15 protein-coding genes are annotated in these 20781 nt (G+C 62.2%); 7 read left to right on the top strand and 8 right to left on the bottom strand.

Features of this window, described 5'->3' with window-relative positions:
• The first annotated feature begins 3 nt into the window (after positions 1–3).
• The 3 genes from AC1DZT_RS17640 (at position 4) to AC1DZT_RS17630 (ending at position 2654) form a co-directional block, all read left to right on the top strand.
• The gene (locus AC1DZT_RS17640) at positions 4–1701 is read left to right on the top strand and encodes a DUF2793 domain-containing protein (RefSeq protein WP_478007960.1); all 1698 of its coding nucleotides are present in this window, start codon (positions 4–6) and stop codon (positions 1699–1701) included.
• Between the two features lie 48 nt (positions 1702–1749).
• Entirely contained in the window at positions 1750–2091 is a 342-nt protein-coding gene (locus tag AC1DZT_RS17635) for a hypothetical protein (RefSeq protein ID WP_478007959.1), read from the top strand.
• Positions 2092–2198: 107 nt separating this feature from the next.
• Entirely contained in the window at positions 2199–2654 is a 456-nt protein-coding gene (locus tag AC1DZT_RS17630) for an N-acetylmuramoyl-L-alanine amidase (RefSeq protein WP_478007958.1), read from the top strand.
• A gap of 6 nt (positions 2655–2660) precedes the next feature.
• On the opposite strand, the gene AC1DZT_RS17625 is transcribed toward AC1DZT_RS17630, so the two are convergent.
• Positions 2661–5531, bottom strand: a complete 2871-nt coding sequence (locus AC1DZT_RS17625) for a UvrD-helicase domain-containing protein (RefSeq protein ID WP_478008040.1) — start codon at positions 5529–5531, stop codon at positions 2661–2663.
• 365 nt (positions 5532–5896) lie between these two features.
• Between AC1DZT_RS17625 and AC1DZT_RS17620 the strand changes: the two genes are divergently transcribed.
• The 4 genes from AC1DZT_RS17620 (at position 5897) to AC1DZT_RS17605 (ending at position 12185) form a co-directional block, all read left to right on the top strand.
• Positions 5897–8116, top strand: a complete 2220-nt coding sequence (locus tag AC1DZT_RS17620; protein WP_478007957.1) for a hypothetical protein — start codon at positions 5897–5899, stop codon at positions 8114–8116.
• On the top strand, positions 8074–9639 hold the full coding sequence (locus AC1DZT_RS17615; RefSeq protein WP_478007956.1) for a hypothetical protein: 1566 nt from the start codon (positions 8074–8076) through the stop codon (positions 9637–9639). Before AC1DZT_RS17620 ends, AC1DZT_RS17615 begins: the two co-directional genes overlap by 43 nt.
• A gap of 117 nt (positions 9640–9756) precedes the next feature.
• Positions 9757–10788: an IS110 family RNA-guided transposase gene (locus AC1DZT_RS17610; RefSeq protein ID WP_478007955.1), complete on the top strand. Its 1032-nt coding sequence runs from the start codon at positions 9757–9759 to the stop codon at positions 10786–10788.
• A 1022-nt stretch (positions 10789–11810) separates the two neighbouring features.
• Complete coding sequence (locus AC1DZT_RS17605; protein WP_478007954.1) at positions 11811–12185, top strand: antibiotic biosynthesis monooxygenase family protein; 375 nt, start codon at positions 11811–11813, stop codon at positions 12183–12185.
• 273 nt (positions 12186–12458) lie between these two features.
• Here AC1DZT_RS17605 and AC1DZT_RS17600 read toward each other — a convergent pair whose 3' ends face one another.
• From AC1DZT_RS17600 to AC1DZT_RS17570, 7 genes are all read right to left on the bottom strand, one after another.
• The gene (locus AC1DZT_RS17600) at positions 12459–13589 is read right to left on the bottom strand and encodes an alpha/beta hydrolase (RefSeq protein ID WP_478007953.1); all 1131 of its coding nucleotides are present in this window, start codon (positions 13587–13589) and stop codon (positions 12459–12461) included.
• A gap of 10 nt (positions 13590–13599) precedes the next feature.
• Positions 13600–15699 carry a mechanosensitive ion channel family protein gene (locus tag AC1DZT_RS17595; RefSeq protein WP_478007952.1) on the bottom strand — a complete coding sequence of 700 codons (2100 nt, stop codon included), beginning with the start codon at positions 15697–15699 and terminating at the stop codon, positions 13600–13602.
• A 243-nt stretch (positions 15700–15942) separates the two neighbouring features.
• Positions 15943–16725, bottom strand: a complete 783-nt coding sequence (locus tag AC1DZT_RS17590) for a porin family protein (protein WP_478007951.1) — start codon at positions 16723–16725, stop codon at positions 15943–15945.
• 28 nt (positions 16726–16753) lie between these two features.
• Positions 16754–18202 (bottom strand): arylsulfatase B, encoded by a 1449-nt coding sequence (locus tag AC1DZT_RS17585; RefSeq protein ID WP_478007950.1) that lies wholly within the window; start codon positions 18200–18202, stop codon positions 16754–16756.
• 16 nt (positions 18203–18218) lie between these two features.
• On the bottom strand, positions 18219–19151 hold the full coding sequence (locus AC1DZT_RS17580; protein WP_478007949.1) for a formylglycine-generating enzyme family protein: 933 nt from the start codon (positions 19149–19151) through the stop codon (positions 18219–18221).
• A 228-nt stretch (positions 19152–19379) separates the two neighbouring features.
• Positions 19380–20321 carry a helix-turn-helix domain-containing protein gene (locus AC1DZT_RS17575; protein WP_478007948.1) on the bottom strand — a complete coding sequence of 314 codons (942 nt, stop codon included), beginning with the start codon at positions 20319–20321 and terminating at the stop codon, positions 19380–19382.
• On the bottom strand, positions 20290–20652 hold the full coding sequence (locus tag AC1DZT_RS17570; protein ID WP_478007947.1) for a hypothetical protein: 363 nt from the start codon (positions 20650–20652) through the stop codon (positions 20290–20292). Before AC1DZT_RS17570 ends, AC1DZT_RS17575 begins: the two co-directional genes overlap by 32 nt.
• Between the last annotated feature and the right edge of the window lie 129 nt (positions 20653–20781).

Genomic DNA, 20781 nt, shown 5'->3' with positions numbered 1-20781 from the left:
CACATGGCGGATACGCCCAACCTGGTTCTGCCCTATCTCGCGGCGAACCAGTCGCAGAAACATGTCACGGTGAACGAGGCGCTGCGCCGACTGGATGCGCTGGTGCAGGTCACCGTTCAGAGCGCGGCGCTGGCCACACCTCCTGGAAGTCCGGTCGAAGGCCAGCGCTGGATCGTCCCTGCTTCGCCGACTGGCGCATGGGCCGGGCAATCAGGAAAGATTGGCGCCTGGCAGGACGGCGCATGGGTCTTCTATGCCCCGCTCGACGGTTGGACAGCCGTCGATGCCAGTACCGACACGCTCCTGATGTTCAACGCGGGAACGGGCACATGGGCCAGTATCATCACCGGCATCTTCTCCGATGCCGCATTCACCCTTCAGGACGACATCGATCCGACCAAACAGGCCCGGTTCCAGACCGCAGGATTCACCGCAGGTGCGACGAGGGTGTTCAGCCTTCCGGATGTATCGGGGACCTTGGCGGTCCTTTCAGGTGTCGCCCAGACCTTTCAGAACACGACCACCTTCTCGGCCACCAGCGTCACGGTGGGCAGTTCCGCAGCGGCCTCAACTCTCGGCATTGGCACAGGGGCTACGACGAGCGGGGTCACCAAGGCCGTGAATATCGGCATCGCCGGATTGTCGGGTTCGACCACCAATGTGACCATCGGATCGGCGGTGGCCGGGGCGCTGGGCACGCTGACGATCAACAGCCCCACGGTGACCTTCGCCAGCAGTGTTTCTGCCATCGCCATGGCCGCGGCCAACGTTTCGGCCCTTTATCTCGGTCTTGGTGGTGCCACGGCCGATGCAACGAACCGCCTGTCAATCAATGCCCCAGCCAGCCTCTTCAACAACGCGGGCGCAGGACATCAGGTCAAGGTCAACAAGGCCGCCGCCACAGACACCGGCTCCTTCCTGTTCCAGACCGGGTTTTCCGGACGGGCAGAGTTTGGCCTCACCGGGTCCGACGATTTCCAGATCAAGGTCTCGGGCGACGGCGCCACCTGGTTCAACGCCCTGCAACTGGAGCGCACCTCCGGCCGGGTCCGCGCCATGGTGGCGCTGCAATTGAACCCGAATGCGGGCGACCCGGGTACCGTGGCGGATGGCGACCTCTGGTACAATTCCAGCACAGGAAAGTTCCGTGGACGGCAGGCCGGTTCGTCGGTCGATCTGATCGGCGGCAGCGGATCGGGGGCCACTCCTGTCTACGGGGTATTGCAAGCCAACTACACCCTGACCAGCGCCACCACGGCGCAGAAGCTGTTCAATTGGTCGACCAACGGGGCGCTGTCCCTGGCAGCAGGCACTTACCGTTTCTCCTGTTCGCTTCTCCTGACCTCGATGTCGGCCACCAGCGGTTCGGCGAAGTTCGATCTGAAGGGTGCGGGCTCGGCCATCTTCGGCAAGATGTCCATGCAGGATTTCGGCTCGCGGGGGACCGTGGCGGTTGGCGGCACAACTGCCACATCGGGCACGGCGTCCGATGTTCCGGCGAGCGGCGGTGCCCTTGCGTCGGCGGCGACGTCGGCGGCCCTTCGGGCATCTATCCACGGCACCTTCGAGATCACCACCGCCGGGACGATCATCCCCTCCATCGCGCTCGATGTCGCGGCTGCGGCTGTCGTCAACGCGGGCAGCTATTTCGAATGCATCTACCTCGGCCCGGCCGCCGCGCTGGGCGGCAGCTGGTCCTGAACTAGCAAAAATCCGCATCCCAAACTTTCCATACGAAAGGAGCCCTTCGTGGCAAACCCAAACGACTTCTGGTCATGGATCATGACCGATCAGGCGAAAACCGCGCTCGCTGGTGCCGCAGGCGGCATCGTTCGTTGGGTCACCCTACGCGAGCGCTGGCAGGACGGCGTGGCCTCCCTCCTCGTGGGCTCGATCTGTGCCCTCTATGTCGGGCCCTTCGTCAATCCGCTGATCAGCCCGATGATCGGTGACCTGGCACCGAACGGCGACACGAATGGCTTCGCTTCGTTCATCGTGGGCTTGGGTGGGATTTCCATCGCCGGTCTGCTGATAGACCTGATCCGTACCCGGACCTCCAAGGCGAAAGGGGACGGCGATGCGCAAGGTTGAACGATTCCGCCACCTCCGCCGCGAGGCCCTTTTCTGGGGCGTCGCTGTCCTGGTCGGCTTCATCTTTTTTGTCTGCGTCTGACCCATCATCTTCGAAAGGACATCCCATGATTTTCCAAGGCAGGGCCCGCTACCCCGTCACCGAGATCATCCTGCACTGCGCCGACACACGTCCAGAATGGATGGACGGGCACCCGCTCGTCGAAAAGGTCGCCGAAATCCGCCGCTGGCATGTCCGGCAGCGCGGTTGGCGCGACATCGGCTATCACTGGGTCATTGACCGGAACGGGGTGGTGGCGCCGGGTCGTCCGGAGACCGAGATTGGCGCCCATGTTGAAGGGCATAATCGCGGGACGATCGGGATCTGTCTGCTTGGCGGATATGGTGCAGAGGCGGACGATGAGTTCGAGAAGAACTTCACGCCGGCGCAGGCGGCGGCCGCGAGACGGCTGATCCATGAGATCAAGGGCCGCGCGGCGATCCAGAAGGTTTCGGGACACAACGACTACTCGGCCAAGGCCTGTCCAGGGTTTCAGGTGCAATCCCTATTCAGTTTGGGGTAATGTGCATCAAGGCGATCCTGATCTGTTTCGACGCGGAGAACGAGAACGGGGACCGCCGGAAATCTGTGCCTTCCCAACACAGGTGGGGAAGCGGACGCAACCCAAGAACTTGCTGTAGGGTCCAGTTCGCTCAATCAGCCATCCGTCAACGCAATCCGGACAGCATGGAAACTTGGCGCCGCAGGAACATGCGGCAAACTCGGTTCCTGACTGGCGTCGCGGCAAGGCTAACCCGCAGGAGGGACAGGCGGGCAGAAGGTTTGCACAATGCTGGACGTGCTCGCAGCGATACCACACACGACCATCCTGCCCAGTGACGCCTAGCAACCGCCCGCCGCATTCACCGCAGATGTGTTCCTCCGCTGATGCCCCCGGCATTGCCACGATACCGTAGGCTGGATCCTTCTTCAGTTCGGTGACAAAGGGCGACGGCCGTGCATTCGAAGTCAGGATCGTGAGGGAGTGACGGGCGCGAGTCATGGCGACATACATCACCCGCCGCTCTTCAGCATTCTGGAAGGCTTCCTCCTCCGGCGAAACCAATGACAAAAGAGGATCGTCGACGATCTCGGAGGGAAAACCAGTTCGACCACTATCGGCATTCAAAAGAACCACGTGGTCAGCTTCGAGCCCCTTCGAGGCATGGATTGTCTTGAAGGTGATCCCCAAGCGCGGAAATAAGCGCCGCAGGTCCTGAAGGTCCGGCTCAAGGAAACGGTAGCGGCCAAGCAGCAAGACGGACACGGCCTTTGCTTCCCCGGCTGGCAGGCCCGCAAGAACTTCGCAGAGCTTCCGCTCCTCCTCGTTCTTCGACACAGAGACGATCTTGATGGCCGGTTCGGTCGCAAACCCGGCAGGGACGATCTTCTTTTCGATCTGAGCAGGGTTCCGCAAAACGAAAGTTCTGGCGGCGAAGGCAATCTGGTCTACAGATCGGAAGGTGCGGCCGAGATCGACGGCGCGATGAACCCCTTTTTCGCCATCAAAGGTGCCGCCGAACTCTCTTCCGAAATGGCGCATCAAATGAATGTCTGATCCGGCGAAACGGAAGATCGATTGCCAGTCATCGCCGACAGCAAAGATGCGCGCGTCCGTATGCTGGTTTTTCAAGGCCTTCACCAATCGCGCTCGGCTTTGAGAAATGTCCTGAAACTCGTCGACCAGGATGTGGCGGAAGGGGCTAACATATTGCCCGGACTCGGCATAGCGCGCGGCGCGCAAGATCATGTCTTCAAAGTCGATCCGTCCCGCGAGCCGCTTCTGATACTCGTCGAAAACCGGCGCAAAGACATCAAGAAAGGCCTTAGCCCGTTTGCCCAGCTTCATCCGGTCCGATTTCGCCGCGCATTCCTCTAGGCGATAGCCGCCGCTTTTGTACTTCCGCAGGAAAGTTCCAAGGATCTTGGAGAAGTCATCAACCTGCTTGAGTTCCACGATCCGGTCATAAATCATGTCCACCGGTCGCGGCTTCAACGCTACATGAGCGGCCAGCTTTTCGGCCAAGCCGATCAAGAGGCGTCCTTCCTGCCGTTCATAACTATAGGTCTCGATGAGGGTGGTCTCATGTTCAGCGTGGACCCGCCGCTTCCACTCCATCCCTTCCAGATATTCATCGCGGTTGATGAAAGGGGCAGTCATCAATTGCTCCCGACCATCGGCCATTTTCTGGCGGCGCACCCCAAAATGCTCGATGTAGATGCCGCTTTCGGTCAGACGGAAATCAGGCTGGTAGTCCCGCCTGCCAACTTCAGAGACTTTGTGCTCGTAGTCCGGCTCGTATTCGTAGGCGACGCCATTCTCGTAAAGCCAATTGGCGATCTGCAATTCCTCGTAGCTCTTGACCTTCTCGCCCTGAAGGGTGCGCAAGTCTTGGGCTTCCATATGCGTATAGAACTCATGCTTGGTCTTGAAATCCCATTCGGTCTTCGGCTCGACCAAGAAATGTGAGAACCACGCGATGATTGCCCTTGAAACATCCGACATCCGATGGACCAAGTCTTTCAATATCTGCTTGATCAGGTTGGTGAAAGCCAAGTCGTCGGTAGCATGGTCAGCAAGGGCCGGTTTTGATCCTTCAACGATCCCGATGATTTCATAAGCGATCGCATGAAAGGTTCGTGCCACGATCGGCACACCGGACCGCGCTTCAACCCGTTCGGACATCTCCGCTGCCGCGTTCTTGGCAAAGGCCAGAAGCAGAATCTCCTCGGGTTGACGGATCCCGGCCTTGACGAGATAGGCGGCCTTGGCAGTGATCACACTGGTCTTGCCTGAGCCCGCCCCTGCTAGGACGAGCGTCGCGTCTTCATCAACCACGACCGAGAGCCGCTGTTCAGGTGTCAGCGGCTTGCTCTCGATTGTGTCGAAGAAGTCCCGCCACCGGTTCAACTCCTCGGCGACGAAAGCTGTGATTCCGCTGTTCCGAGCAAGTCGTGGGTCGGCGACGAACCTCCGGATTGTCGTGATCTTCGCTGTGATGCCGGGCCCGACCGCGCTTGGCTGCAACTTTGATAGAAGTGACGCATCAAGTGCACGCGCGTCATCGAGCAAAGACGAGATTCTACATGCGGCTGGATAGAATGCCGGAGTTACGAGCGAGCGGACCTCACCCAAGATGCGTTCCAGACGCACAGACTCCTTTTCAATGGCGGCCAAGTTGAACTCGGTCCATGCGTTCTGCAGCTTCTCTGAGAACTGCCGAGCAGAGAGATTTCCAGCGCCCTTTAGTTTCTGGCTAGCGCGTCCGGCGGTCGAAATGGTCAGTGTTGTCCCGAATAACCCTTTCTGCAGAACAGGTGGGCCTGTCAGCGAGTCCAACCCTACAGTTGCAACCTGTCCACTTCGGGTGATCCGCAGTAGATCACCATCCATTTCCATGCGCCGTGCGAACAGTCCGAACGGGTCAATCAGAAATCCAAGCAGTGGGCGTTGTTGCAGTCGAATCAATGATCTGTGCCTTCTCGTCTCCAAGAACCAACTTGAGCTGGGACTTTTGCCAACTGCAACCTTGATCGGCTATCAAGGCGAAATGCAGTGGACTTCGAACGCCATTTGACATGCAATACTTTGAAGAAGCGCATCAAGTGGCTACGATTGGATAGGTTGGATTGAACCCTGTTGATCTTGTTTCATCGGCTCCATGGACAAGGGTCGTTTTCACAACCTACGCGCTGAGCCTGTCCTTTTTCGAAGCAGTTATTCTCGATGCTCTTCTTCGCGGGCGGGCGCGAGGCGCGCTTATCTTGTCCGATCTGGAAGGGGTGCGGGCAGCGCTCAGTGAAGAGGGCGCACGTCGCGTCGGTCGGGACTATGAAATCTCGCCCGTCGTTTGCAACCGGCCGGGCGTCTTTCACCCGAAAATCACCGTTCTGTCGAATGAGGCCGACACACATCTCATGGTTGGCTCGGGAAATTTGACCTTTTCAGGCTGGGGTGGGAACTTAGAGGTAATCGAACACCTGCATCCCAGTTTTGCTGCCGATGCATTCGATGATGCAGCGGCGTTCTTCGAGGGCTTGGCGACGTCGAAATCCGTGGCGGTGACGGACGCAAATGCGTGTCAGGAAATCGCGGCTGACCTTCGAAAAGCTGCGTCGCGTGGAAGCCGCAATGGCCAGTTTCGACTTTTGCACAGTCTTGAAACGCCGATTGCTGAACAGGTCGCGCTCCATGCCGATCAACTCGGCGGAGCGACCCGCATCACTGTGGCCTCGCCGTACTTCGATCTGGATGGAACGGGCATCGAAAAGCTTTCAGCGATGACCCGTTGCGACGATGTTCACTTGCACGCACATCCCTTCGGAAGTGCAGGTGGTGGGGTCACGTATCCCTGGCCCTTTGCTGCAAAACGGCAATGGGACCCCGTGACGCTTTCGCATTTGGCGGAGGATCACCGGAGGTTGCACGCAAAGACCTGGGAGGTTCGATGCAGGCAGGGTCGGCTCCTTCTCGCAGGCAGTGCCAATGCAACCAATGCCGGTCTGTTCGGCAACAACATCGAAGCCAGCGTCCTCAGGGTCCAGCGAGAGGCGAAATCCTATTGGCAATCATCGGTCGGAACCCCGCCCGCTCGCCTGGCGCCAGATGAGGACAAGGAGGCGCAGGCCGGATCCGAAATCGGCCTTTTGCATGCGAAGCTGGAAGGAGACACGGTCGTCGGCCGCATCCTGAAACCTCTTGGTCACGGCAAGATGAGGGCTGGTTTGCGGAGCCCCCTTCGATCGGCAGACGTCGGAGAGATCGAGACCGATGAACAGGGTCTCTTCAGCCTGCCGGCCGCAGGCTTCGAACTGGACGCTCTGAAGACGGGACGACTCATCCTGCGCCTGGAAAAGGGCGAGCTCGCATGGGAGGGATTTCTTTCCGTGTCGATCACCTTGGAGTTGATCCGGCGTACAGGCGCCATCGCGTCGAAACTGTTCGCCATGCTCAGTGGGACCGAGACCCCCGAGGATGTTGCTGCGATCCTCGCCTGGTTCAAGGATGATCCTGGACGTCTTCCCGTCATCGCGCCTCTTACCGGCGCGGGGCTGGTAACGGCGAACGGTGCCCAAGGCTCGCCCTTCGTGACGCTGGGCGATCTGGCCACCGCGCATTTGACGTCAGCCACGTCCTCGAGTGAGGGAGGCAGCCAACAATTCGCCTGGCAGAGGGCGATGGCCATGATCCGGGCCAGCTTCATCGAGGTAGGTGGCCCATGGCATGAGGCCGCCTCCGGCGGCGATGACGCTGATGAGGACGACGTCGATGCACTGAGCGCCCGGACATCCGCCGACCAACGGGCGAACGAAAAGTCGCGGCGGTATTTTGCTGAGCTTTTGGACGCGATCCTCGCCCCCTCAGCAAAGGAAGGCGCCGTGCAAATCGCATTGTCCTTGGCTCATTTCTTGGCGGATCGCCTGCGCCCCGAACGGCACGAAGTCCAATCTTGGGTGCAAAGGATCCTGCATCGGGTGTCGGCCATCTCCGGTCCAGAGGCGGACCTGATCACTGCCACTGCATTACTATACCACAGCACACTCCAGCCGGGCTCAGGCCCCATAAGGTCGCGGCGCTTCTTCCTCAAAAGGGGGGTCGACCTTGGCGCAGTAAACCTCGATCTCAACTGCATTCCTGCTTTTGTTAGTATCCTCAATCCGCAGGTAGACCTGGCGGCAGAGCTCAACAAAGCGAAGTGCGCAGTGACCATGGGTGAGCAGATCCTGGCCTACCTTGCAGCTGCCGAAGGGCGCGGCCCAAACAATGGCTTCGACGACCTGAAGACGTCCCGCCATTGGCCGAAACTACTTCGCGCCCTCCAAAACCCGGCCGACTTTGCCAAGATCACGGTCCTTGACGAAGCGACGGACTCTTGCCCGCGCAAGCGTATCTTGCTTCCCACGGGGTCGAGAGCCGATTTGAAGTCCCAAGGTGTCGCGGTATGCGATTGCTGTTCCCGCCTGATCCTCAACAAGGATTGCTGAGCATGCCGTCTCTCGAGGAAATGCTAATTGAAACGCGCCAGCAGATTGAGGCGCGGCCAGTCGCGGCCGCAAAGATGGGCATCGGCGGCGTCGACCCGTTGGGCCTTCGACAGATCAACTTCGAACTCATGGATCAGGTGCTGCCTGATCTGAACAATGTCGCGCGGCATATCCGTCCTTACATCGTGATGGCTTGGGCCTGGCGCCGGGTCAGAACGATAGTCAAAAGCACCGGAATGAAAGGGGCGACGTCAGAGCAGATGCGCGACTTTGTCGACCGCATCGAGGCGATCTATGCTTGGTCGCAATTCCTGCGCGATCCCCAGAGTGATCTTCCTGGGCGGCAAGCTATGCAGGAGCTCATGACCGCGCCGAAATACCATTTTGGCGGTGTCCAATGGGCGGCGCGCAGGGACATGAGGCGAGAGTCGACGGGCATCATCTCTCCGCTGAACTATGGGCCCACCCTGCGCACGCTCGAATGGCTCGTGCCTGTCGAGTCAGCCGCTGGTGTGTTTCAGCCGGATCCTGCCCTCGACCCGGTTCTGGACGAATTCGAGGATGCAATACGGACAGAGTTGGCGCATGAAGCTTTCAACAAGTTTGGCCCTGTCACTGTAACTCGTGAAGACGCAGTTCGGTGGGGCGCCTTGTGGTCGTTGGAGGGGACCACCGACAGCGAAATAGATATCACGTTCTCCCGCTTGATGGAAAAAGGGGCGGCGAAAGCGCGTCGCGAGGGAATTAAGCTATTGTTGGCGGCGCATGAGGACCTGCAAGAGACCGCAGCAACCGCCGACGCGTTGCGAATGAGGATGGCAGACCTGCCAGATGCTTGGCGCAATTCGGCATTACGTCCTGAGATATCGTTTCAATGGCGAGAGCTTCAGGTTCGACAGTTGTTTCGCCTCGTGCTGGAAGGACTATTTTACTGGACGATCGGCGCCTTGATGAAAGGACCGATGACGACCCAGCAGATAGCGCGGACCTTCCTCGACGAACTCGCCGCGGGTGCCGACCTCCCGAAGTCAGCCGAAAGCTGGGTGACTGGGCCCGGGATTACAGGAAACCCGGTCACATTCCTAAGAAACATCCAAACCGAACTGCAGAGACGACCACGCAATCCTGCGCAGCTTTCCACGGCCCTACTTCGAGGCTTGACCTTTAGTTTGGTCGAGGCGCCGACTGAGGCACATCGGTTCGAAAGTCTAGACAGATTGCCTCTGGCGCGTGCGCGCAAGGCCGCAGAAGCTTGGAAGCTTCTGCCCCCCGGGGAGTTCTTGGCCCGGTTGATCGAGAACTGGATCATGGCGCAACATGCGTATTGGTCGGTCGGGCGCGGCCTCGCAGATGCCAGAACGAGAGGAAAGCAAATCATGCGGCTCAGGATCGTAATGGATGAAGGTGGCTGGACCTTGACCCCTGGCACCACGACGGTGGGCAACCCGCCCCAACCAACACCTGATCGACTTGAAACGGCGATCAGCCTCCTGACCGAATGCCGCCGGCTTCGGGAGGCATAGGCGCAAGGGAGCGTCGCTCTCACCCCAGAGATGGGGTGGATGCCGCTCTCTCCCCAACGGCGTCGCGATGCGCCAAGCTAGTGATGCTGAAGTCACACGAGAAACGAGAGGGCATCCATGAAGGAAGTTAGCATCATCGGGGTTGATCTGGCAAAGGACGTGTTCCAGCTGCATGGCGCGGCCACAGACGGGACGGTCCTGTTCCGCAAGAAGCTGTCGCGGCCGCAGTTCCAGCGATTCATGGCGGAGCATGGGCAGTGCCTCGTCGTGATGGAGGCCTGTGGCGGCGCGCATCACTGGGCGCGGGAATTGGAGCGGGTCGGCCACGAGGTCAGACTGATCGCACCGCGCTACGTCAAGCCATTCATCAAGCGGCAGAAAAACGATGCTGCAGATGCGGAGGCGATCGTCGAGGCGGCGCTGCGCCCGACCATGCGCTATGTCGAGCGCAAGAACGGTGACCAGCAAGCTCGTTCCATCCTGTTCCGCACCCGTGAGCAGTTCGTGAAACAGCGCACCGAAGCGGTCAATGCGCTGCGGTCGCACCTGTACGAGTTCGGCTTCATCGCGCCGGAGGGGATCGGCTATCTCCCGCGCCTCGGTGCCGTCCTTGAAGATCCGAACTCGGATTTGCCGCCGCTCGCCCGGGAAATCTGTCGCGAGTTGCTGGATCAGATCGTGCATCTGACCGGCCGGATTAATGCCATGAAAAAGAGGATCGACGCGATCGCAAGGGAAGGCGCGACATCCCGCCGCCTGCAGACCATGCCGGGGGTGGGTCCGATCAGCGCCTTGGCCGTCGAGACCTTTGCGCCGCCGATGGAACAGTTCAAACGCGGCCGCGACTTTGCGGCCTGGCTTGGTCTGGTCCCGCGACAGGCCTCGACCGGCGGCAAGCAGAAGCTCGGGAAAACCTCGAAGATGGGCCAGCGCGACATTCGCCGCCTACTGATCACCGGCGCGATGGCCGTGATCCGCTGGGCGCTGCGCCATGGCGCACCGCGCAATCCCTGGCTGGCGCGCATGCTGCAACGCAAGCCGCCGATGTTGGCCGCCTCGGCGCTGGCCAACAAGATGGCGCGTGGCATCTGGGCGATGCTGACGCGCGGCGAAGACTATCGCGGTCCGGAGATCGGAAACGCTGCCTGATCCGGCGGCACGGTTCGAACCGGACCACCAAGTTGTGAGGAAGACATGAACTGCATGGGCAAATGATCGACATGATCCGGGTTGGGCAAAACAGAAACCTTCTCCGAGCCTCGAGCTCGCTCTCAGAGATCTGGCCCCGGTCCGCGCATCACCATCTCGGCCAGCGGCAGCTATCGGGCCGCACCAACAGGCCTGACAAGAGTCCGCACTCGATCACATGTCTAAGGTTCAGAAATTCCTTGCAAATGAGAGCGGCATCCACAAGAGAAGGTTCGACCGCAGTCGCGTTCCCTCCGCCACTTGCCCCTGGATACCTATTCTCACCCGCCACGATCGGCAGGAATTTCTCGTTATATTGGGGGGTTATGCGGGAACAGCTGAACACTGCGTTTGTGGAAAAACGCCGGAAATGGGCTCTCTGGGAGGATATTCTCCGAAGCTGATTGCTGCGTGGATTTAGTTTCAGCTTCAAGCCATTGCTTTTGAACAGAAGAATTTGACGAATATTTTGACCGTTCGTGTTTTCCGCCCGCATAGCAGGCGCAACTGGTATCGAACCATTGTTGGTGGCATCCACGACAAGGCGCACTGCAATGCTTCTTGCCCTCGGTGACCTGCAACAGGCAGTACTGAGGTCTATCCTCAAATCCGTCTTGATGCGACGACGCCTAGGTTAACCGCACCTTGATCTGCACAGCTGCGACGTGATCGGCCCATTGTTGGCGGCGGAACTGGCCGGCCCGAACTACCGCGGCGATGCGCGCAATGCCATCGTGGTTGAGCGCAAGGAAGACATGAAAAGCGCGGCATCCCAAGCCCGGACATCGCCGACGCCTTTGCGCTCACCTTCGCCTGGCCGGTGCGCCGCAGCGAGGAGAGCAATACTGCCGACTGGAGTCGTTTTGTGGCCTGTTGCACCGGCTTCTCCCGGATCAGGTTCGTGACCAGCGCGGCGCGCCCGTTGTGAGCTGTTCGACTGCACGGTATCATCGGCTTTCACATCTTTTTGCGAGGTTAGTCGGATGACCGAAGTGTTTGACTCGCAGGGTTACTATGCTGTGATTTCCGCGACCACCTTGAAACCGATGTCCGCCGAGACGGGAGCACGGTATCTCGCGATGACGGAACGCATGCTGGATTTGGCGCAGCTGCAGGACGGTTTTCTCGGCAGAGAGGCTGCGCGCGACGACAAGTTGGGAATCTCCGTCAGCTATTGGAGGTCCATGGCGGCAATTGATGCGTGGCGTACGGAAGCCGCCCATATGGCCGTCAAGGCATTTGGCAGGCTGGAGGTTTACGCCACTTGGCACATCCGAATATGTCGTGTCGAGTGCGAGTATGGCAATGTCATCGGAACGGCGCGAAACGATGGTACCGACGAACGGTATCACCAGTGACGATGTTGTCACGACGCAGCGCTTTGTGGCCTAGGAGCGGGTCCCGACGGCCCGGCAGCGCGCGACCGGGCTGAGCCTCGAGGTCCTGCGAAACGCGATTGATGCCTTTGCCGTTGGCTTAGGAACAGCGTCGCAAAGGGCGAGAGGCCGGCTGGCCGCGGTGCCGCATCGCCGTGGCCACGAGATTTGGAAAGCGGGCATTGATGCGGCCTCAGGATTCGGCGATCGATTTCAGGGATGAACCAATAGCCTGCGAAGGAAAACTCGGCCTTGCTATGGGCTCACCGGGTTCAAAAGCACCCCCGTGGCGTCCTGCATGATGACGGCGCCCTGATCCAGAAGCCCCACCTTCTGGCCGTCATCGAAGATCGCCACCCCGGCGCGCCGGATTTTCTGGATGAAGGCGATCAGTTCGGGCGAGGTTCCGACCTTGAGGTGGCCCGTCATCTCGCCGGCATTGACATCGGTCAGGTCGATCACCGCGACATCGAGCCCACCGAGTTCGTCCTTCGAGTGGACACTTCCGACCCGGCGGCTCTCGCCCCGCAGTTTCGCCGACAGGCCAAGGGCGCGATCATCATCCGAGACGAGCAGGTAGATCGGCACGCCCGCCGCCAGCACGGGCACCGCCTGTTTGCGGAAGACGTCGATCTGCAGGTCGGCCGAAATCAGCACGACCGCGCCGATCTTGTCCAGCGCGGCGCGATCGTTGGACAGGGCCATCGTGCGCAGGGTCTCCATGACGAGAAAGGTCCCCATGGAATGCGCGACCAAGTTATAGCTGCGAAGCCTTGTCCTGCTCATCAGGCGCAGCGTTTCGGCCAGGGCATCGCGCGAGAACAGGGCGTTCTCGCGGTCAGCGATATAGGCCATGAGATGCGCCTCGGAGGGCCATGTGAACATCACATGCACGCCGGGGGCCTGCAGGTCATGGTTCAGTTGCGCCGTCTTCATCAGGCCTTCGGCAAAGTTGGTGTTGAAGCCGTGCACCAGAAGCGCGCCGGTGCGGGCCGAGGCGGGCAGCGCAGCCGCGGCGCCGTTCACGGCGCCGACGAAACCCCTTGGCCCGTCCAGCGTTTCCGCCTCGGTCACCAGGAAATCCCGGTGCGGGTCGGGCTTTTCACCCGGATAGCTGACCGTCCCCAGCTTGCGCTCCTTTGGGATCGAGACGCTGAATTCGGCGAAATGCGTGGTGAAATCGCGCCCGGAAGAGAAGAACTCCGGCGCGGCGGCAGGCTTGCGCGAGGTGGCAACGATCACCTTCTGGATCACGGTATCGGTGGCCGCCGCAGGGGGCACGACACCGACCACGCCGCGCTGGCCGCAGCCTGCCAATGCCGCAGCCCCGAAATATCCAAGGCAGGTGCGCCGGCTGAACGAGGGTGGAAAGACGGGAGAGCTCATGGCGATATCCTCAGGTGGACAGGTTGGGGGTTGCAGGGTCGGAGACGGGTGCCGCAAGGGCTGCCGCGCCGCCCAGAACGACCGTCGAGGGCAGGGGCCCCCCGTCGCTGACGGCCACGCGGACCTCCCGCCGGGCAAAGGCGATGCCCGCCGCGGCAAAATCCAGCTGCACCCGGCGGTAGATTTCCCGCTGGATCAGGAACTGCTGGGAAAGTTCCGGACGGAACATGAATTTGCCCCGCACCACGATGCCGACATCGTTGACCTGGCTGACGCCCTTGAACTTGAAAGGCAGGATGAAGGCGGGCGCGAAGGCCGGGTTGGCCATCAGATCCTGGCCGATGCGCTTGAAGATCTTGCGCACCTTCTCGATGTCGGTGTCGAAGGGCACGGTGAAGACCTGCTTCATCGTCCCCCAGTCGCGGCTCATGTTGGTGATGGCACTGACATTGCTGTAGGGGATGCAGTTCAGCGCGCCGTCGGATTGGCGCAGATGCAGCGACCGGATGGACAGGCTCTCCACCGTGCCTTCGATGCCGCCGGTCTTGACATATTCATTGGCCCGGAAGGCATCCTCGATCAGGAAGAAGACGCCGGAGACGACATCGGCCACCAGTTTCTGCGCACCGAAGCCGAGCGCAATTCCGGCGACGCCCGCGCCCGCCATCAGGGGCGTCACATTCACGCCCAACACGTCCAGCGTCATCAGCACCGTGATGACCAGGACGGCAACCTGGGCGACAAAGCCAAGCGGCGGCAGGATGGTGGCCAGGCGCGATGCCGCGCTCGGCTGGTAGCCGTCATCCACCTCTTCGGGGGAAAGCGGGTTCGGCGCATGCCCCGTCTCGATCAACAGACGGCGGTTGATCAGCAGCCGGATCAGCTCCCACACCACATAGCCCGACAGAAGGATCAGAAGCGCCATGACGCTGCGCCGCGCCAGAACCTCGCCGACGCCGGACGATGCGACACGGTAGAGCGAAATCTCCCAGAGCCAGGCCGTCACCAGCACGACGGCGCCGAAGAAGACCACCCGCGCGATCCGCACGCCGCTGGAATAGACCGCCTCCTTGGCGGCATCGGCCAGGGCGCCGCTGCCCTGCGCGCCCCGCAGCGCGGCCAGGACTCCGGTGCGGATCAGCCCGTCGAACATCGGTGTCGCCAGCAGCAGGCAGAGGCCGATCAGGTGCCGCCCTGTCTGCATGCCCTGCGGCGCACCCGCGGCCATGGCTGCGGTCGAGGCGAGCCAGGTCCACAGGATGGCGGCCAAGGCAAGGGCAGGATAGGCCCGTTCGAACAGCGACCGAGGCTGCCCCGCCGCGCCATTGCCGACAGTGTCGCGCAGCACCGGGCGCGAGGCCCAGACCATCGCGGCCAGAAGCAGGAAAACGATCGTGTTCACCCAGAACCCGGCGCCCTGCGTTTGCTCCTGGCGCCCCGTCTCGACCGCGATGCGCCACAGCGTCTCTGCGATGCCGGCAAGGACGGAGGCAAGCAGGATGCCCGCAGGGAACAGGCGCGCCGACCTTGCCCCCGCCGGTTGCGACCGCGTCAGCAGCCGCGCCAACTCAAGCCCCAGGCGCGGGACGAAGACCAGCCAGACCAGGACCGTCAGCGCCACCCGCGTCTCGCGCGGTGGCAGCAGGAAAGCCGCGGCGGCAGCCGACACCGCCAGCGCCACGACAGCGCCGATAATCTCGTGCGACAGGTGGCGCAGCGGCGCGACCAGGGCCGCGACAGCGGAAGGAACTGCGACGGCGCCGACCCCCGGCAGGGTGGAAAGCGTCACCGGCGGCACCACCTTGCCCGCCAGAACCCGGTCAGCCAGGTGTCCGAGGATCAGGGCGATCAGCAGCGCCGCGGCAAGCCAGGCCGTGCCGCGGCTGCCCAATTCAGCAAGATAATCGCGGCAGGCGACAAAGGCGGCCCTTGCATGCGCCGGGCTTTCCCGCACGGCCGTGCCAAGTTCGGAGGCGAGGGTATTCAGCCGCTCTGAAAGCCCGGCAACGGAATCCGCCGGCGGGGCGGCCGGTTCCGCTGCGGCGGCCCGCGCGCCGAGTTCGCTCAGCAAAAGGTCGCGCACCTCCTGATCGGTCAGCCGCGACACCATCGCATCGACTGCTGCAGGCGAGCGGAGGTCGGCACTCGTCGGCCGGGCTCCGTCCTGCGCAAAGGCCGGGGTCGCAAGAAGCAGGAACAGGCAGGGCCAGACAACTGCGAATATCCGTCCGAGTGGTGATTTCTGCAGCAACCGCATTTCCTTTCGCGCGCCCCCATTCACGCCGGTGCCTGTGGCGACCCGACCCCTCATGTCTTTTGCTTCTCTCGGTAAAAACCCGCGCCGCCGGGCGCTTCAGAACCTGATCGACATGCCGATGACCGGACCGCGCATCGTCACGTCGTAGATGAAGCCGCTGTTCTTGTAATCGACCGCCAGCACCCGATAGCCGGCGTAGAAGGCAAACTTGTCGTTCTTCTGGAAGTTCACCGTACCCTGCAATTGCCAGGTCAGATCCGAACCCGCACCCGATCCGCCCACGTCCCCGGCAAGCGTGACGCTCCACGGCCCGCTGATCTTGGCGTTCATCCGGGCGCCGATGACCGGGTCGATCCAGCTTTCGGTATGGGAGAAGCCGATGGAGGCCGGCGAACCGGGGGCAACCGTGCCGGCGTTGTCGACATTCCAGTACCGCAGCCCCAGGCCAAGATCGACATTGACCTGCGCGCTTTCATGCACGCGGTAATAGACGTTGCCCTGCAGGGTCAGGCTCTTCTGGTCCAGCCCGGCCGAGACCGGCAGCGGGCCCGGCACGGTGCCGCTGGGCGAGACATGAGAGTACATGATATCCCCCATGTAGCCCCAGCGCCCGTTGCGCACTTCGACCGCGCTCATGAACCCGAAGTCGAGGTCGTCGAGCACGTCGCGGAAGCTCAGGTTGATATTGGCCGGCGGCAGTCCGGGCGTCGTGGACGCCCGGCCTTTCAGCCCGCTCGCAAAGAGATAGCCCGACAGGATCACCTCCTTGCCGCTGCCGGCCGTCGGGCCCTCGGCCCTTGCGGCACCGGCCGAAGCCAGCGCGAGGAGCAGAGCACCGGCGATGACCCGCGACCGGGTGGGTTTTTCGTTCTGTCGCATCGGTAATTCTCCTTCTGGAAGCGGGATTTCAGTCGGCGATCGCCAGCGGCTGCGACAGGGTCGCGCCCAGTGCGGTCGCAAAGAACAGCGGCGGTGCCATCGAGCGGGCCAGATCGATCACGCGATCCTGCAGCTCGGCCACCTTTTCCGGATGCGCCGCCGACAGGTCCTTCTGTTCTGACGGATCGGCCGCGAGGTCGAAAAGCTCGACCTTGGGTGGCAGGGTTGCGGTCCAGACCAGTTTCCATTTGCCGTCCCGCAGGGCGCCGGTTCCCGGGTCGATGTTGTAGACCATGTCCTTGCGCGGCGAGGCTTGGCCGGCTTCGAAGGCCTTCCACACATCCTTGCCGTCCAGGGACTTGGTCTTGCCGGTGTCCGCCCCTGCCAGGGCCGCGAAGGTGGGCAGGATGTCGACGACATGCATGACGCCCTCGGACTGGCCCGCCACGAGGTGGCCCGGCCAGTTTGCAAGGGCCACCACGCGGGTGCCGCCCTCGTAGACGCTGCCCTTGCCGTCGCGCAGCGGATCATTGCGCGGCGGCAGATCGCCGCCCACGGCGCCTTCGCCCACGAACATCTTCGACCGCGTGCCGCCATTGTCGCTGTGGAACACGATCAGCGTGTCTTCGCGGATGCCCTTGGCCTCCAGCGCCGCCACGACCTGACCGATCTGGTCATCCATGGCAGAGACCATCGCAGCATAGGTGCGCCGGTTGGGGTCGGCCATGTCGGGATAACGGTCCAGATAGGCCTGCGGCGCCTGATAGGGCGTGTGCGGCGCGGTGAAGGCCAGATAGAGGAACAGGGGGGTCGCGGGGTCATGCGCCGCGATCTGGCGGACGGCATCGGCCCCGAAAAGTTCGGTGTCATAGCCCTCTTCCACGACCAGTTCGTTGTCACGATACCAATCGGTGACCCCATGCGCCTCGTGCTTGAAATGGTCGATCTCGCCGACCAGCGCGCCGTAGAAATAGTCGAACCCGCGCTGCCGCGGCCAGAAGGCGCGGTCGGCATGGCCAAGATGCCACTTGCCGATCATGCGGGTGGCATAACCCGCCTGCTTCAGAACCTGCGGCAGGATGAATTCATCCTGCGCCAGGCCATAGCGCCCGCCCGAGGGGATGACGCCGACCTGCAAGCCATAGCGCAGCGGATAGCGCCCGGTCATCAGCGCGGCCCGGGTCGGCGTGCACAGCGGCTGGGTGTAGAAATGCTGCAACACCACGCCCCCGGCCGCCAGCTTGTCGATATGCGGGGTCAGGATATCCGAGCCGCGAAAGCCCACATCGGCAAAGCCGAGGTCATCCGCCAGGATATAGACGATATGCGGACGCTTGCTGTCCTTGGCTTGCGCCCTTCCGGCCAGCACGGACAGGCCGGCCACGGCGGCCAGGAACCCTGCGGAACCGGCGAGGATGTCGCGTCGCGTCGGCCGCGGCGTATCGTCTTGGGCGGCGGAGATGTCGATGTCTTTCATGATTGCCTCGCTGTTGTCATTGATCCCGCAGCACACAGCGGAACCCGATGTGGCTGGAGGAGGTGTCGATGGATTGCGACTGCCGGGCCGCGGGACGGTAGCGGCGGCAGTAATTCGGGGCGCAAAGGTGCGAACCCCCTTTCAGGACCTTATGCTCGGTTGCCCCGGCCCTTGCGGTGGCGGTGCAGCAGGCCGAGGGCCGGGGTTCGGCATGGCTGGCGCGGTAGTGGCTTTTCGTCCATTCCCAGGCATTGCCGATCATGTCGTAAAGCCCATAGCCGTTGACGGGAAAGGCCGTGACCGGCGAGGTGCCGGCAAAGCCGTCTTCCGCAGTGTTCTCGACCGGGAAGCGGCCCTGCCAGGTGTTGGCCATGTGCCTGCCACCGGGCACGAGGTCGTCACCCCAGGCAAATTCCGCGCGGTCAAGCCCGCCACGCGCCGCAAATTCCCATTCCGCCTCGGTCGGCAGGTCCTTTCCGGCCCAGGTGGCATAGGCGAGGGCGTCCTCGAAGGCGATGTGGACGACGGGGTGATCGTCCAGCCCTTCCAGGCTGCTGCCCGGGCCCTGCGGACAGCGCCAGGAGGCGCCCGGCACATAGCTCCACCACGCCAGCCCGTCTTCGGGGTCAGCCGCCGCATCGGGCGTCCGGAAGACCAGTGACCCCGGCACCAGAAGCGAAGGGTCCGCTTCGGGAAAGTCCTCGGGGCGCGGCTGGCGCTCGGCCAGGGTGACATGGCGCGTCACGGCGACGAAGCGGGCAAATTCGACATTGGTGACCGGCGTCCGGTCGATCCAGAAGGCCTCGACGCTGCGCGTGTGCACCGGGGCTTCTTCCGGGTAATGCTCTTCCGACCCCATGTGAAAGATGCCGCTTTCGATGCGGATCATCACCGTCCCGGCGACAAGGCGCGTCTCCACCGGGTCCTTTCGTTTTGCCTTCGGCGACATGTCAACCTGCCCGATTGTCCGAGTTTCCAGCGCACAAACCTTTCCCGGGCCCCGCCACCGCAAAGCGGGGCGAGGTTTAGGGAACATCAATCTTTTCAGATTGTTACAAGGACACTCTCACAAAGTGCCTGGGTCGACATTAGGTGCAGCCTGCCGCCATCTCAATTGCCATTTCGCGCCATAATGTCGGCAACCCGCGCGGCCCGCGCTTGGCAGTCACGCGCGGCCTTACGCCCGCTCGCGGCGGAAATCGCTTGGCGTGGTGCCATGCCAGCGCCGGAATGCCCGGATGAAATGCGATGCGTCGGTATAGCCGAGGCGCGCCGCGATCTGGGCGGTTCCCCCGTCCGGGCCGCTCAACAGCGCCAGCGCCTGCCGATCCCGCCACTGATCGACGATTTCCTCGAACGAGGTGCCGATGGCCGCCAGCCGCCGCTGCAGACTGCGCGGCGAAAGCCCCAGGGTCTGCGCCGTGTCGCGCAGGGTCATCCGCCCCATGAGAACCGCCACGTCGAACATCCGCGGCAGGCACCGCAGAAGCTGCGCGTCGGTCAGATCCACCTCGACCGGCATCGCGCTCACTCTGGCCTGATCCAGCTCGGGCCCGTCCTGACGGTGCAGGGCGTTGCGGCAATCGAGCAGTTTCGAATCAAACCGGATGATCAAATCCGGACCCGGAAGGAAGGAGACGGCGCAGTGCAGGGCGGCCTCGTAAGTGGACAGGGGCGCGATCGGCCGGTGCGGCAGGACCACATGCATCCGCGCGTCAGGGTCGCCGGACAGCGCCCGGACGGATTTGACGGTGAAGGCCGCGATACCTTCGTTCAGAAACCGCGCCTCGCCGGGGTCGCTGCAATGCAGGTGATGCGTCCACTGAAACCGCGGGCCGAAATTCGCCATCGCAATCGAGGTGCCGCGCTGCAACCCGGGCAGATGCCGCCGCTGCAGCGCCAGGGCCTCGCGCAAAGTTCGGCCCACCAGAAGCGAGCGTCCCGACGGGCCAAGCATGTCGGGATCCGTGGCATCCGCCATCCTGAAGCCGATGGTCGGATCGCCGCTCTTGCGGGCCAGACCCTGCATGATCGCATGGATCTGACTGCGCCGGACCACCTTGTCGCGGTCGAGAAAAGCATCCGCCTCAAGCCCACCCAGCGCCAGAATTCTGGCCAAGGACACACCCCTGGCCTCTGCCACCGCTGGCAAAGTGTGAATCATGGAAAGACGGACGCTGTTTCTGTCGTACATTGCAAATTAATATCATTTTGCCTTTTTTCGAACAAATTAAACTTTTGATCGGCATTGGATCGAAGTGAAGGCCATCCTGGCGCAATTGAAAGAGGCAGTTGAGGAACACCAAGCCCTGACACGCCGGAGAATCGGTCGAGACAGCGACCTTTCTCCAGACGTGCAGGATCGCGGCATCGGAGCGGTGCTTGGCCTCGATTGCTTCAAAGGTGTCATTCCCCAAGGGAAGCCGAGCAGGCGGGTCGGCCAGATCCATGATGATTTCGGCGCGTCTGTCCGGGTATGCGATGGCTCTTTTCTGTCGCCCCAAGACGAACCGCACTGGCGGACGCGTGATCAACGTCAACGACCCTCGCCCCGAACAAAGCTTCTGTCTGCGCGCGCC

It is taken from the genome of Rhodobacter sp. P1_C2 (assembly GCF_056406375.1).
The sequence above is the reverse complement of the archived record's forward strand: the minus strand, read 5'-3'. Positions and strand labels throughout refer to the sequence as shown.

What these genes read in the sequence shown, in the direction of transcription:
- AC1DZT_RS17615 (WP_478007956.1), top strand. Translation starts at nt 8,074, where the DNA reads ATGCGATTGCTGTTCCCGCCTGATCCTCAACAAGGATTGCTGAGCATG.
- AC1DZT_RS17585 (WP_478007950.1), bottom strand. Translation starts at nt 18,202, where the DNA reads ATGAAAGACATCGACATCTCCGCCGCCCAAGACGATACGCCGCGGCCG.
- AC1DZT_RS17570 (WP_478007947.1), bottom strand. Translation starts at nt 20,652, where the DNA reads ATGGATCTGGCCGACCCGCCTGCTCGGCTTCCCTTGGGGAATGACACC.
- AC1DZT_RS17580 (WP_478007949.1), bottom strand. Translation starts at nt 19,151, where the DNA reads ATGTCGCCGAAGGCAAAACGAAAGGACCCGGTGGAGACGCGCCTTGTC.
- AC1DZT_RS17600 (WP_478007953.1), bottom strand. Translation starts at nt 13,589, where the DNA reads ATGAGCTCTCCCGTCTTTCCACCCTCGTTCAGCCGGCGCACCTGCCTT.
- AC1DZT_RS17590 (WP_478007951.1), bottom strand. Translation starts at nt 16,725, where the DNA reads ATGCGACAGAACGAAAAACCCACCCGGTCGCGGGTCATCGCCGGTGCT.
- AC1DZT_RS17625 (WP_478008040.1), bottom strand. Translation starts at nt 5,531, where the DNA reads ATGGAAATGGATGGTGATCTACTGCGGATCACCCGAAGTGGACAGGTT.
- AC1DZT_RS17640 (WP_478007960.1), top strand. Translation starts at nt 4, where the DNA reads ATGGCGGATACGCCCAACCTGGTTCTGCCCTATCTCGCGGCGAACCAG.
- AC1DZT_RS17630 (WP_478007958.1), top strand. Translation starts at nt 2,199, where the DNA reads ATGATTTTCCAAGGCAGGGCCCGCTACCCCGTCACCGAGATCATCCTG.
- AC1DZT_RS17610 (WP_478007955.1), top strand. Translation starts at nt 9,757, where the DNA reads ATGAAGGAAGTTAGCATCATCGGGGTTGATCTGGCAAAGGACGTGTTC.
- AC1DZT_RS17605 (WP_478007954.1), top strand. Translation starts at nt 11,811, where the DNA reads ATGACCGAAGTGTTTGACTCGCAGGGTTACTATGCTGTGATTTCCGCG.
- AC1DZT_RS17595 (WP_478007952.1), bottom strand. Translation starts at nt 15,699, where the DNA reads ATGGTGTCGCGGCTGACCGATCAGGAGGTGCGCGACCTTTTGCTGAGC.